The following is a 12,964-nucleotide window of genomic DNA, read 5'->3' as shown; positions in this document are numbered from 1 at the left end:
ATACTCCTTCAGACATCCATACTAGATTAATTCAGCAAGTGATGTAACCTTTTCCCCTTTTGATCTTGAAAGCATCACTTCGATCTTTTTAAATGCCGGCACACCAGTACCTCCTGTTTCAGCAGCTACAAGTGCATTAGCCCAGGGACCGTTGATCATGAATGCGGTTCCCGGATGAGGTTCCTGGATTGCGGAAGTTTCCACTTTTAATACGACTCTGGCAGAAGCGTTTTTTACAACAACCAGATCTCCCGCTTTCAATCCCATTTTTTTCATGTCTTCTTTATCCAGCCTGATGACAGAAGAAAGCTCTGCATATTGAGCACTAAACCTCGAATTTTCCTGGGCGGTGTTCTGGAATATATCCCTGTGAGTAACAATCATGAACTTGAACTCAGGTTCTGTAAGAAATTGTCCAAATCCCATCATATCTCCTCCATGATACGTGCAATGATCTGCTCATCTGTAAGCCTGTTGCTATCTAGAATCTGTTTAAGTGCAACTTCCACACCATCCATGCGCACAGCAGTACCTCCACACTCCACACCACTAAGAGCAGATGGAATTGTCACTTTGGACCTTCTGGATGTCAGGTTCTCGCAGGGATCAATGGTAATAAGTGGTATTTTGCTGAGTTTCTTTGCAATTTGCCCCGGTAGGCTTGCCAGTGGATCTGAGCCGATGATCAAGGCAGCATCTACAACGTTATTGCTTATTAGTTCCACAACAGATTGTTGAGGTCCATGCTCAATGCTCTCTCCGTTAAAATACACACGGTTAATATAACCGGTTTCTTGGAAAAGAGTATGATCGAAGCCACGCATATTGTATTGCCCCACCATGGGTATCAGGTGGAATTTAGAAGTTTCATTGAGTTTGTTCATCAGTCTGAACAAAGGCTCCAGTGAATCAAGGGAATATGTCATGCCAAGGCCAGCAAACACCACTCCGAACTCTGCTTTCTTCAGGACATTAGCTAGTTCCAATATCCTTTTGGGATCCATATTAAACGATGTCTTCGGTACTTTATTTGACAGAGCACTAATAAGGGAATCCATAAATTCAGAATCAGTTCCTATGGGTATTTCATAGAACATTTTTCCACAGACCACAGCTGTGTCGGATTTTCTAACATCGATAACTATAGCGTTTCTGTCTTCTTCCCAGCCTCTTTGACGCTGTTTTCCCCGGGGAAAATAAGAATACATTGAGAGATGTCTTGGATGTGAATGTGATGGGTCAGCACCCCAGAAAATGATCACATCAGCCTTGTGACGCACTTCATCCAGAGTGCAGGTAGGTAACTTTTCATTGAGGATAGCTTCAACAAGAGGACCCTGGCAGAAAGAAGAAGTGTCATCAATATGTGCTTTGAGTTTTTTTGCGAGCTCTATGGCCTTTCTCTGTGCTTCCAGAGTTGAATTTCCATGCCCGAAGATTAAAGGATGCTTTGCAGCCTTAAGCACACCGGCAGCTTCCTTTATTGCAGTGTTGATATCTGCTGCTTTTCCATCTACTGTGCAGGGCATGGGTGAAATGCAGCCCTTTATGCGTGAAACACCTTTTCTGCATGCAGTATCCACTCTGACAATACTGTTATCCTGCAGCTCTACCGATATATCATCACACAGCAAGGCACAGCCAGTACATACAAACGGTCCGTTCTCCAAAATCATCACTCCTGCAAGAGATTACACAAATTCTATTGCCTTTGTTGGACATGTGTCGATACACGCATAGCACAAGGTCTTGTTAGGACCGAAACGGCGGCATTCCTGGATATTTGCTGGCTTGACTATACCATCTTTTATAACGATAATCACCTTGTCATTAGTCGGCGCTCTGCCACTGCCAGTTCCGGTTGGATCAGCTGCTACATTTACCGGACATGCAACCACACAGTTGCCACAGCCAATGCATTTGTCCTCATGTACAAGAAAACCAGTTTCGGTTACATTACCCACTGGAGTTATCATTTCGCTTAATTTTTCATATCCTGCCCGATATTTTTCCTCTTTGAGCGGTGGACAGTCGTCCACATTCATTTTGCGTGCCAGCAGATCCACTGCAAAGGCCATGCAAGTAGTCTTACCGCATTTCTTGCAGTTTGTCTTTGGTAACAGCTGGTAAATCTCCATCACATTGGCCATGGTGTTTATCTCCTGTAAGACACATCAAGATTCATTCTCATTATTCTTAAAGAAAAGACCACAATGACAACTTCCACTGGTCTTGATCTCTTCTTCATGGTACACACATGGACAAATAATGTTCCTGTCCTGTTCCTTATCTCCAGTTACTATCCTGCAGGGACAATACTGGCGCCCGAGTTCATTTCTATTCTTTGTAAGACCTTCAATGACTAAATGCAACATTTCTTCATTAGGATTCAGAATATACCCTTTTTTATCAGCATACCTTGAGAGCCACGCCTTGGTCTTTTCAACGATGTGTTCGTGTTTGGTCATCCATATCACCAGAGTTTATTTTAGATAATGCACTTCTGGGCCCATTTCCCTTTTTCATACCCGCAGGTCCATTGAATATGTGATCAATGTGGGAATCCCGAATTTCCAGGCATGGTTTGGGAATAAAGGTACGATCCAAAGGGTCCAATGCAGGATATTATGGAGAAGATGGATTAAATCTGTAACGCTTTGCATTAAAGATATTTCATCAAGATGATGTTGCTTTTTCTTTTAATTTATGATCACTCCTAGGATTTTTAAGATTAAATTTCCTGCTAACTTAAATACTATATTCCAATTTTCATTCCAGCCTAGCTGGCGATTGATAGCGAATAAACCAACAATCAATAACTGTAATATATAATTAAATTTATATATTAAGAATACAGATAATAAGATAGATCGAGTGACTATCCAAAGGGACCTATGTCTGTTGATGGTTCACCGTCTATTATTGGCAAATCGGTATTTATCCCGACGGAGGTGAAAAACAATGGAACAGAGAAAGGACGCACAGAAGAAGGCAGTAAAAGCCCCAACACCTGCTAAGGAACAGAAAAGAAAGTAATTACTCAAAATTGCCGAATGCTATTGATCAATCAGTGTTTTCTTGATGAGGTGAAAATAATGGAACAGAGAAAGGATGCACAGAAGAAGGGAGTAAAATCCCCAGCACCTGCAAAAGAGCAGAAAAAGAAGTAATTACTCAAAATTACTGTAAACGATTGTCATAATAGTATTATTGATGAGGTGAAAATAATGGAACAGAGAAAGGATGCACAGAAGAAGGGAGTAAAATCCCCAGCACCTGCAAAAGAGCAGAAAAAGAAGTAATTACTAAATATTTGTTTTCGGGGGGTTAAACCCCCACATTTCTCAATAACTAGGCAATTTAGAAGCTTTGTATGCTGACTGCAGTCTGAGACTGAGGACAATACAATATTGCTTCCTGAATGCCACTGTTAACAGGAATGGACAGAAAATATCATTCGTCACTCGGAGGTGAACTAAATGGTAGCAAAGGAACAAAAGAAATCAGGATCCAAGAAGCCAGCACAGGAAGAAGCATCTTACCACACATACCCATCTGGTGGATCCCAGAAGAGAAAGTAAATTGAGTTAAAAAATATTATTAATTTTTATTTATGGGAGGAAACACCTCCTTTCATTTCTTTTTTATGTTATAAAATCATAAATAAATAAATATTTAGTCAGATTGCGGAGCTTTTCTTTTCGAGGCTAAGTGCATAAACCTCGATGCCAGCACCGATGCAGGCATTCAATCGACTCTCACCGATCTTAGCACAAACGATTCCCAGCCTTATCTTTTCGCGAGGAATAGAGTATTTGTTTGAATATGTGATAAACCTCTGTACCTGGCCTATAGCATTATCCCTGGCTTCGATCTCGATCTCAATCAAAAGAAATTCATCTTTCTTACTTTTGAAAACGGCATCTATCCTTCCACCTTCGATCTCCACTTCAGTGTCAATGAATTCCAATCCATCTTCTATAAGTTCGGGAAAAGTAGAGATCATTCGGGACAGATCTTGTTCTGAAATCGAACTATGATCGACGATCTCATCAATATTGCTCGCTTTAGATACCTGTTTCAAGTGAAAACTAATATCTGTTCTTTTCTTGTTTTTCTCTTGCGGATAGATGTTCTTTATTTGTCCCTCATCCATCTGCAACAGGATACAGATCTTCCCCAGTTTCTTCTTACGGGAAATCGGAAGTGCACCAGTGCCTTTACTAACTACACCAATCCCATTTTTCCTGCTTATAATTCTTATGTCTTCAACAAGTTTTTCTTTCTGTGCTTCGTTCAAAGTATCAAGATCTACGAGTTCATAGTTGATTCCGTGCTTTTTCTTAACAGCAGAAAGTAAAGTAGGATATAGTTCAGAATCCTTATCTTTGGTCTCATTGGTTGTATAGAGCCTATAGGTGATCATTTTTAACTTCCATTTGTAAATGTACATTTGATACCCATTATAAAAATTTTGCGTATAATGGAGAAACAGCCTGTATCTTCTAAATGTAAGTTCAGTGCTGCGCAATTTCTGCACAAAAACGGTAACTAATTCAGTACAAAAAGATAGAAAATGCTCACCTTTCTCAATTTACAAGAAATCAATAGCAGCAATTGCGTAAATATTTATATACTAATATTGTACATATAACTAATTTACCATATGAGGGGAATTCTATGGAACACGACAAAACGACATTTATTCAGTTCCAGGAAATCTATTTTAGATACCTGAATTCGGAAGAGCTTTCAGAACAAGAAGTACAACTGAAGGACAACATGATCTTTTTTGTTCAAAGGGCATGTATGGAATATTTCATGCATTGACCTTTGAAAACAACAAAAGACTTCTGTAAAACGTATTTTGATAGCATCCAATGTTATCATTTCTTTTCTTTCAAATGGACATATCGGCCTTCCTACCGATCTATTGATTAATAACTGCTGATGTCATTTTTGTTTAGTTCAGTATTTCAGAATAAAATCGAAAGCTTGATAGATAAGTACTGAAATAGCCTCAAATTGGTACAGCATCAAGACAATCAGGTGAAATAAATCCATGACCACAGCACACTCAGAAACTGGCATTATTTTTCAGGAAAACCAGTATTTTGATAAATGGCAGTGGTTCTTTGCTTTTGCAGGGATAATGACTCTGGCGATAATCGCGATTCTTCTGTTTATCTTTACTGTTGTTCCTGAAGTTCCTTCCATTCTTCTGATTATAGCAGGAATTCCAGTATTTCTTTTTGCTATACTAGGTTTTGTCTTCTCAAAAATACAGATGACAACAGAAATTCGTGATGACGGATTGCGTATAAGGTATTTCCCAACACAATTGACTTTCAAACACTATCCGCTTAACAGTATTGAGTCCTATGAAAAATCAAAGGGTGGACTTCTGGATGGAATTCTCAGCTGGAGGATACGACGCTATCCCAATAAAACCTCATATCAATGCGGAAGCTATGATAAGGTACTAATCAAACTCACTAATGGGAAAAGTCTCCTTCTTGACTCGAGAAAACCTGATGAATTGATTACTGCCCTACGGTCTAAAAAGAGATAATTTGATTTACCAAAGAGCTTTTTCTATAATTCTGGGAATACCGGAGCAATGGTTACGCATATCAAGTTTTAAAAAAGCATCTATTCCTGGCTCTCCATTGTCTTTCTGCCACTGTTGATAGATACGGGAATAAAAACCAATAGAACATAGAAATTGATCATCCTTCCAAGAATTTCTTCCTGCCCCTTGGGTGGAAGGATTTAACTTTCCGATTGGAGAATAACCTAAATAATCTTTCCAGCTATTTCCAGGAGGGAAATAATCATCTGCATGAATTCGATTTAAAGAAATGCCGATGTGATGTGCATCTATCATAGGGCAGATGTGAGGGAAAATACAGTGGATAACTTTACTTCCAATTACAAAACCACCGGAATTTGAGAATATGCCAGGAGAGGCACAGTAATTAAAGAGCTTTTTTAGTTCATCAGCGACTGTTGAAGTTCCACATTGAAACGATAGTGGGCTCATTGACATATCAAAACAATTTAAGCAATCAACATCTATATTTTTAAGTATCTTTTGTATGTTCATATGAAATGTTGTTATCTCGACGAGTTTACTTGCGCGGGCATTCATATTGAAATTCCTAAGAAATATGAAAATCGAATTGCTGGCTTCTGATTTTTTAAGCCAGTTGCTTAAACCATTTTCTTTTTTTATTCCATTAGATCTGGAACTGATAAAACGATGGTAGTCAACATTGTATCGCTTGTTATCCAAATTGTAGTTTTTGACATTAAAAGCGATTTTATCTACTATCGTTTTTATTGTAGTGTTCTCTTCAACGGGCATTGCATCCACCACCATTAAAGTAATGAGTCTAGATTTTAATGGAACAAATATATAAAAGGTGTACATGATTTCACTTTTAGATTCAATAGCAAAAAATGCACAGCAGAAGAAGCATAAATATTTGATTAAAAAATAGATGATATATATATAATATTTTTTATACTCAGTTGAGTCTCTAATATCAATAGGCTCTAAGGAATTAAATTTTGATTAATTCTAATAGTATAAAATCTGCAATACTATTCATAGTTAGTTCAAGCCTTTTTTGTTAATACCTCTATCCTCTCCAAGAGGATCATTTTGTTAATATAAAAGCATGCCTAAGATGCTTTTAAATATCTTTTAGTATCAACTAAAAAAAGGAATAGATTTTTATATCAGAATCCGAATTTAAGTTCTTCTCAGAACATCCTTATGCTTTGACCCATGCCATGCTCAAGAGCTTTCTTGTATATCATATTGGCAGTGACTATATCCTGCACTGCAAGTCCTGTGGAGTCAAAAATGGTTATCTCATCATCAGACTGCCTTCCAGGATGAATACCACAGACTACTTCTCCAAGTTCGCAGTAGATTTGCTTTTGCGTAATTATACCATTTAACAGAGGTACATTTACCTCACCAGAATGTGATGCCTGTACCATATCATCTACTATCACTTTAGCACGTAGCAGTAGCTGAGGGTCCAGTTCTTCTTTACCTTTTGCATCTGCTCCTATTGCATTGATATGCGTGCCTTCCTTAATCCATTCAGACATGACTATTGGTTCACGTACAGGAGTGGTGGTCACCAGGATGTCGCAATCACATACATCCTTTATCTTGTCCTTTTTCAGAAACTCACAGCTCATGAGATGGCTCATATCTTTCTCAAAATGATCACAGTGACTCATATTCCTGCAAAACAGCTTCACTTTTTGGATGTCCATGACCTGGGATAGAGCAAGTAACTGGGTACGAGCCTGGTCTCCTACGCCTACCATGCCCACAATATGTGAGTCTTTTCTGGCAAGATATTTTGCGGCCACACCTCCGGCAGCACCTGTACGCATATCTGTAATGAATGTCCCATCCATAATAGCAAGAGGTGCACCAGTTTGCGTAGAATTAAGCACAATAACTGCCATCACAGTAGGCAGACCCTTCTGATGATTATCGGGATGCACATTTACTATTTTTACACCTGCAATATCCTCTTCCTCTATATACACCGGCATGGTGCGCAGATCTCCATTGTATTTTTGGAAATAGAGATAAGATTTAGGAGGCATTTGCACCTTTTTAAGACCATGCTGTCTGAACCCATTCTCCACAGCTTCTATTGTGGAATGCATATCCAGCAAGCTTTGAACATCGGACTGATCAAACCATAGCACATCCATAGAAACATCACTTTCAGAAATCCTTGTTATATTTCTGATATACATGTGTAAAAAGGTTTGGTATTCAAGGGGACCAAGAATTGCATCCTGTCAATCTCATTCCATGATCAACTTTCTGGCATTTTCCTGATAATTTCGAAATAGCTCCTAGCTCCACTGCAGAGCACGTGGATCAAAGCTCATGATCACACGGTGATCATAGTGGCCACTTTTGTTGAAGAAACATAAAAATAAAAATCGATCAGTTGTCACGATAGTGGCTAGCCCTGATACCTCATCCGTTACAAAAATCTTCGTGTTCTCGAAGGCAGATATTTTATTCATCTCTTCAGCATAGTCCTTTTGAAGTCTTTCAAGTACAGAAGGTGTAAGTATAAGGGAAACATTCACTCCCTGCTCGGCAAGCTTTGAGTAGATGACAGGATATTCGGGATGGAAGTACGCAGTAAAAGCCATAACAAAATTTGATTTGAAGATATTTTCCCTGAACTCCCGGGGAAACTCAAATAGGTAATTGAGATCCGGCTCTATGAGAAGGTAATTTCCAAGTTCCCCAAGTCTTTTTAAGAGAGGCCAGGGTATACCCTTAAGATTACGGGTTAACCAGTATTCTTCGTTTTCCTCAAAAACCTCTACAATATTGAGGTAAGGAAGCATATTCTCAACCAGCACCTGACCCATGTATGAAAGTCGATAATTGTCTTCTTCCTGAAGGACAAGACCTGCCTCTTTAAGTTTCTTGATCTGGGGGATAATAGCAGTAGAAGTAACATTAAGGGCTGTCTTGATCTGGTCACGGTCTTTCTCCCCTTCCAGAAGCAGAAGCAAGAGATTTTTTTCTCTTCTCAGAGTTCAGCATGGTGTCTATCAAGGAAGCCTGCATTACCCCTCTCTATAATATATTATACTGTTCTGGTTATAAGGAGTCATGGTATAAGAACTGATATTAAACTATGTGCTCCCCTCGCATGAAGCTCTTTCATTATCCGTACTTTTCTGCATGCTATGCCTGTACAGTGCCATCTCGATATTGGAACGCAGATCTATAGCCTTAAAAGGCTTCACGATGTATCTATAAGGTTCCGTTACCTTTGCCCTATCCAGTACCTTGTCGTCAGAGTAAGCCGTAAGATAGATAACGGGGATAGAAAACCTTTTTTTGATTTCTTCTGCAGCTTTCACTCCATCCATATCTCCTTTGAGCATGATATCCATAAGGATAAGATCAGGTGAAATGATCTCAGCCATTTTAACGGCCTCTTCACCTGTAGAGACAATGGCAGGCACAGCATAACCAAAACTTTTTAGTTTTTTCTTTATATTAAGAGCAATTATATTCTCGTCCTCAACGATCAATATCTTTATTTCATCCACGATTTTTCACCTTTTTTCATTCATTTGAACGTGATTATAAATCTGGTACCTTCAGTTCTTTGGAGTTCTATGGTCCCATCTATCTGGTCAACTAATGTAGTCACAAGCTGCAGTCCCAAAGATTCCGTTTCCCTGAAATTCACTTCTTCAGGGAACCCTGCACCGTTATCACATACTACAAGTGTGAACATTTCGCCATCATAGCTCAGGTCTATGAGAATATCTCCTTTATCTCCTGATCGGAAAGCATGTTTAAAAGAATTGGAAACCAGCTCGTTGACGATCATACCAAGAGGTATGGCTACATCCATATCCAGAAAAATAGCATCAATGTGTGTGCGAATATTGATGTCTCCGGTATCCATCATGTAAGAGTTGGATAAGTCGTTGACAAGTTTTATGATGTAGTCTGAAAAATCAATGCTCTCCATATCTTCTGACTTTGTACTATCCAACATCACTGGTTCATGGCTCCCCACGGACTGGGCCTGGGATCTCTCACACATATTGATCCTGCTGGGTATTTTTGCCATGGCACAGTGGAGCGCATGCGCCTGGGAAACAGCAGCTATCTATGGCCCTGAATACAAGAAACCACACTCTGATGTTCCAAAGGCTCTGTTTAGCTGTGGTTTCGTCTGCCTGTTCACTTTCATTCTTGTCCAGGCAGCAGTTACCGGAACATTGGGCATTGAAGGAATTCTCGCGCAGCCTATTTCACCCATGTTGCCACTGGCACAAGCTGCAATGGGGCCAATAGGAGCATACATATCCATTATCATGCTTGTGGCAGCAATGATTTTGATCATCCAGACAGCTTTTCTTGGATCTGCAAGAGCTATGCACTCCATGGCAATCGAGGGTAATCTTCCACACGTATTTAGTAAGATCAATGCAAATGGAACTCCTGTCTTTGCTATGATAGTTATTGCTCTCTTCAACCTGGCACTCATATCTTTTGGAACACCTACTGCCATTCTTGCAGCATCTGCCATAGGATATGTCTGTGCTAACGGTATTAGCCTGTTCGCATATGTTAAGGCCAAGACTAACCCAAGGCTTGCTGGTCTGGACAGACCTTTCAAGGCACCATCTGGCTGGAAGAACGTTGCATTGCTCTTTGGACTTTTCAACCTGCCTCTGTGCCTTATTGGGATAATCTATCTCAATAGCCTTGAGATAGGCTGGACTTCAACAATTGTAGGTTTTATTGTGCTGAGCCTGTACATACCGTTGTGGTTCTACTCACAACATGAAGTCCAGTTAGAAGCTAGAAAAATGCAATCAGTTGCACATTGAATTGCACAGAAAGTTCCCTCTCACAGCTGAGGGAATATCTTTTCTTTTTTAGATATTTGCCCTTTCTTTAAGCAAAGGATATTTTCAAATAGTACAGCCCTATAAAAGAATTGGGGAGATTTATGAATATACTCTACATATATGCGCACCAGGAACCAGCATCTTTTAATGCAGCACTGAAGACAACCGCTCTTGAGACTCTGGAAAATGCAGGTCATGAAATAAAGGTTAGTGATCTGTATTCCATGAAGTTCAAGCCTGTGCTTGATGCCAGTGATTTCTTGCAAAGGAAAAATAAAGACATTTTACACCTGTTTCCGGAACAAATCAATGCAAGCAAGACGGGTACATTTGTACCGGATATAATGGAAGAAATGGAAAAAGTGAAGTGGGCGGACCTGCTGATATTCCAGTTCCCAATCTACTTCACCGGCATGCCTGCCATTATGAAGGGGTGGCTAGACAGGATTTTTGCAGCAGGTTTTGCATTTGACCCCATTACTCAGGGTGTCTACGATAAGGGCTTGTTAAAGGGTAAAAAGGTCATGATGACCATTACCACAGGTGCAGATGAAAGCCTGTATTCCAAAGGTGGGGCACACGGAGATATCAATGATCTCTTAAAGTACATCACTCATTGCATATTTGAGTATACGGGACTTGAGGTCCTGCCTTCGTACATTATGTTTGCTGCAAACAGCCAGTCAAAGGAAACAGGTAAGCAGCGTTTGGAGAAATACGCAGAATTATTGAAAGGACTATAACATTTATCTTCACCAAAAAGCCTAAGTAATGTCAATTCCTCTTTGCACAAAAATGAGTTTTTACTTATTTTGATAAACCGAGTTGATATTTTTGCCAATAAAAGATGGAGATACAATTAAGATAGATTATACCGGCACACTGGATGACGGCACTGTTTTTGATAGTTCTGCAGATCATGATCAACTACTTGAATTCACTGTTGGAGCAGGTCAGGTCATACCAGGTTTTGAAGATGCAGTAAGGGGCATGGAAATAGGGGAAGAGAAAACCTTCAGAATAGAAGCTTGCGAAGCCTACGGCGAAATAAATCCGGACCTTACACAATCATTCCCAAGATCAATCCTTCAGTCTGATGTGGAGGTTGAGATTGGAATGATCCTGACACTAGGTACGGAGGATGGTCAACAAATGCCTGCAATGGTTACTGAAGTAACGGACGAGACAATAACACTTGATATCAACCACCCGCTTGCCGGTCAGGCTCTGACATTCAGCATTAAGGTCATTGAAGCATAAAGTTTATTTTAACTTGTCAAGCCAAGAGATTTCAAAATACAAAAACAAAAAGCTGGTGAAGAGGAGCTTTTTATAGCTCCTTTTTTGAATATTTATTCACTCTGCCAGCTTCAAACCCGCCGCTTTTGCTCTACTCATTAGTTCAGCATTGCTTTTTACAGAACCGGGTTCGCTGTATCCTGCGGCTATGATCGTATCAATGGTCTCGACACCCATGAAATTCTTGAGGTTTCCGGCAAATTCCTCAAATACAGGGGCATACATAGCAGCTACAGGTGCTCCGTGAGAGCCTACAAGCACGGCTTTTTTTCCAGGAGCTACACGGGGAGAGAAATCCGGATTGATAAGAGAATAGCACCTGTCAAGGAATAAGCGCATCTGCCCTGTAAACTGGCTGAAATATATCGGGGAACCCATGACGATTGAATCAGCTTTTACCATTTCATTCAATACTTTGGTAAGGTCATCTTGCAGTTTGCATTTATCGTGGATCTTACAGTACCCGCATCCCTGGCAGCCTTTGAACTCCAGTTCATTGAGGTAGAATAATTCTGTTTCAGCTCCGGCTTCTGCTGCAGACTCAAGGGTCTGTTTTACAAGTGTGGCAGTGTTCCCGTTAATTCTGGGGCTTCCAATAATACCTATAGTTTTCATTTGCTAGTCCTCCATAATCATTTCCTTGGATTCAGAAGAATGACCCATCGGGTATTCTTTAGTTCTATTATGCTTACTATATTTATATACCATACAATCATTTAGGATAGTAACTTACTGGTATGGTACAATGCAAATCACAGAATGTGGAAAAAACAATAATAATCACTGTTGTTGTCCCATTGAGGCAACTTTGGATGTAATAGGCGGCAAGTGGAAACCAATGATACTTTGCCTACTGGCAAATAACACTTTACGTTATAACAAAATTCAGCAGCTTATTCCTGATGTGTCCCCAAAGATGCTTACAAAACAATTGCGTGAGCTTGAAGACGATGGACTGATATCAAGAAAAGTGTATCCTGAGATTCCTCCAAAAGTCGAATACACAATTACAGATTTTGGAAGAACTGTTCTTCCAGTATTGAAAACTTTACTAGATTGGGGAACCGGATATCTCGGAAAGAAATGCATTGTAACCATGCAAGTGGAAGAAATAAGCTGCACAAACTGTGATTAGTGACAGTTTCTGCTTCTATAAGAAATGAACCGAACGAATTTTTTATATCAAACCCTTGTATTTAGTTTATATTGCCACGGTTACACT

Annotated in this window: 16 protein-coding genes and 1 pseudogene; 6 read left to right on the top strand and 11 right to left on the bottom strand. The window is 39.7% G+C overall.

Annotation, left to right across the window (positions count from 1 at the left end):
- Positions 1 to 21 precede the first annotated feature (21 nt).
- From ACC612_RS12040 to ACC612_RS12020, 5 genes are all read right to left on the bottom strand, one after another.
- On the bottom strand, positions 22 to 426 hold the full coding sequence (locus ACC612_RS12040) for a molybdopterin dinucleotide binding domain-containing protein (RefSeq protein WP_371854798.1): 405 nt from the start codon (positions 424 to 426) through the stop codon (positions 22 to 24).
- Entirely contained in the window at positions 426 to 1,670 is a 1,245-nt protein-coding gene (locus ACC612_RS12035) for a formylmethanofuran dehydrogenase subunit B (RefSeq protein ID WP_371854797.1), read from the bottom strand. Before ACC612_RS12035 ends, ACC612_RS12040 begins: the two co-directional genes overlap by 1 nt.
- Positions 1,671 to 1,691: 21 nt before the next feature.
- A complete protein-coding gene (locus ACC612_RS12030) occupies positions 1,692 to 2,150 on the bottom strand; it encodes a (Fe-S)-binding protein (RefSeq protein WP_371854796.1) in 459 nt (152 codons plus the stop codon).
- A 24-nt stretch (positions 2,151 to 2,174) separates the two neighbouring features.
- The gene (locus ACC612_RS12025; RefSeq protein ID WP_371854795.1) at positions 2,175 to 2,468 is read right to left on the bottom strand and encodes a ferredoxin-thioredoxin reductase catalytic domain-containing protein; all 294 of its coding nucleotides are present in this window, start codon (positions 2,466 to 2,468) and stop codon (positions 2,175 to 2,177) included.
- Between the two features lie 1,211 nt (positions 2,469 to 3,679).
- A complete protein-coding gene (locus ACC612_RS12020; protein WP_371854794.1) occupies positions 3,680 to 4,426 on the bottom strand; it encodes an endonuclease NucS domain-containing protein in 747 nt (248 codons plus the stop codon).
- Between the two features lie 254 nt (positions 4,427 to 4,680).
- On the opposite strand from ACC612_RS12020, the gene ACC612_RS12015 reads away from it, so the two are divergent.
- Both ACC612_RS12015 and ACC612_RS12010 read left to right on the top strand, forming a co-directional pair.
- Complete coding sequence (locus ACC612_RS12015) at positions 4,681 to 4,830, top strand: hypothetical protein (RefSeq protein WP_371854793.1); 150 nt, start codon at positions 4,681 to 4,683, stop codon at positions 4,828 to 4,830.
- Between the two features lie 232 nt (positions 4,831 to 5,062).
- Positions 5,063 to 5,572: a hypothetical protein gene (locus ACC612_RS12010; RefSeq protein ID WP_371854792.1), complete on the top strand. Its 510-nt coding sequence runs from the start codon at positions 5,063 to 5,065 to the stop codon at positions 5,570 to 5,572.
- Positions 5,573 to 5,578: 6 nt separating this feature from the next.
- On the opposite strand, the gene ACC612_RS12005 is transcribed toward ACC612_RS12010, so the two are convergent.
- The 5 genes from ACC612_RS12005 to ACC612_RS11985 all read right to left on the bottom strand — a co-directional run bounded on the left by ACC612_RS12005 (position 5,579) and on the right by ACC612_RS11985 (position 9,488).
- A complete protein-coding gene (locus ACC612_RS12005) occupies positions 5,579 to 6,367 on the bottom strand; it encodes a hypothetical protein (RefSeq protein ID WP_371854791.1) in 789 nt (262 codons plus the stop codon).
- Positions 6,368 to 6,768: 401 nt separating this feature from the next.
- Positions 6,769 to 7,794: an alanine dehydrogenase gene (ala, locus tag ACC612_RS12000; protein ID WP_371854790.1), complete on the bottom strand. Its 1,026-nt coding sequence runs from the start codon at positions 7,792 to 7,794 to the stop codon at positions 6,769 to 6,771.
- A gap of 102 nt (positions 7,795 to 7,896) precedes the next feature.
- On the bottom strand, positions 7,897 to 8,577 hold the full coding sequence (locus ACC612_RS11995) for a helix-turn-helix transcriptional regulator (protein ID WP_371854789.1): 681 nt from the start codon (positions 8,575 to 8,577) through the stop codon (positions 7,897 to 7,899).
- Between the two features lie 123 nt (positions 8,578 to 8,700).
- Positions 8,701 to 9,123 carry a response regulator gene (locus tag ACC612_RS11990; protein ID WP_371854788.1) on the bottom strand — a complete coding sequence of 141 codons (423 nt, stop codon included), beginning with the start codon at positions 9,121 to 9,123 and terminating at the stop codon, positions 8,701 to 8,703.
- Positions 9,124 to 9,143: 20 nt separating this feature from the next.
- Positions 9,144 to 9,488 carry a sensor histidine kinase gene (locus ACC612_RS11985; protein WP_371854846.1) on the bottom strand — a complete coding sequence of 115 codons (345 nt, stop codon included), beginning with the start codon at positions 9,486 to 9,488 and terminating at the stop codon, positions 9,144 to 9,146.
- Between the two features lie 67 nt (positions 9,489 to 9,555).
- Here ACC612_RS11985 and ACC612_RS11980 point away from each other — a divergent pair.
- The 3 genes and pseudogenes from ACC612_RS11980 to ACC612_RS11970 all read left to right on the top strand — a co-directional run.
- Positions 9,556 to 10,422, top strand: a pseudogene (locus ACC612_RS11980) (APC family permease); the annotation flags it as partial.
- A gap of 122 nt (positions 10,423 to 10,544) precedes the next feature.
- Positions 10,545 to 11,186 carry an NAD(P)H-dependent oxidoreductase gene (locus ACC612_RS11975; RefSeq protein ID WP_371854787.1) on the top strand — a complete coding sequence of 214 codons (642 nt, stop codon included), beginning with the start codon at positions 10,545 to 10,547 and terminating at the stop codon, positions 11,184 to 11,186.
- A 91-nt stretch (positions 11,187 to 11,277) separates the two neighbouring features.
- The gene (locus ACC612_RS11970; RefSeq protein WP_371854786.1) at positions 11,278 to 11,703 is read left to right on the top strand and encodes a peptidylprolyl isomerase; all 426 of its coding nucleotides are present in this window, start codon (positions 11,278 to 11,280) and stop codon (positions 11,701 to 11,703) included.
- 96 nt (positions 11,704 to 11,799) lie between these two features.
- Here ACC612_RS11970 and ACC612_RS11965 read toward each other — a convergent pair whose 3' ends face one another.
- A complete protein-coding gene (locus ACC612_RS11965) occupies positions 11,800 to 12,357 on the bottom strand; it encodes a flavodoxin family protein (RefSeq protein WP_371854785.1) in 558 nt (185 codons plus the stop codon).
- 130 nt (positions 12,358 to 12,487) lie between these two features.
- Here ACC612_RS11965 and ACC612_RS11960 point away from each other — a divergent pair, with 130 nt between their 5' ends.
- Positions 12,488 to 12,877: a winged helix-turn-helix transcriptional regulator gene (locus tag ACC612_RS11960; RefSeq protein WP_371854784.1), complete on the top strand. Its 390-nt coding sequence runs from the start codon at positions 12,488 to 12,490 to the stop codon at positions 12,875 to 12,877.
- The last annotated feature ends 87 nt before the right edge of the window (positions 12,878 to 12,964 follow it).

Source organism: Methanomethylovorans sp. (assembly GCF_041447285.1).
Classification (GTDB): Archaea; Halobacteriota; Methanosarcinia; order Methanosarcinales; family Methanosarcinaceae; genus Methanomethylovorans.
The sequence above is the reverse complement of the archived record's forward strand: the minus strand, read 5'-3'. Positions and strand labels throughout refer to the sequence as shown.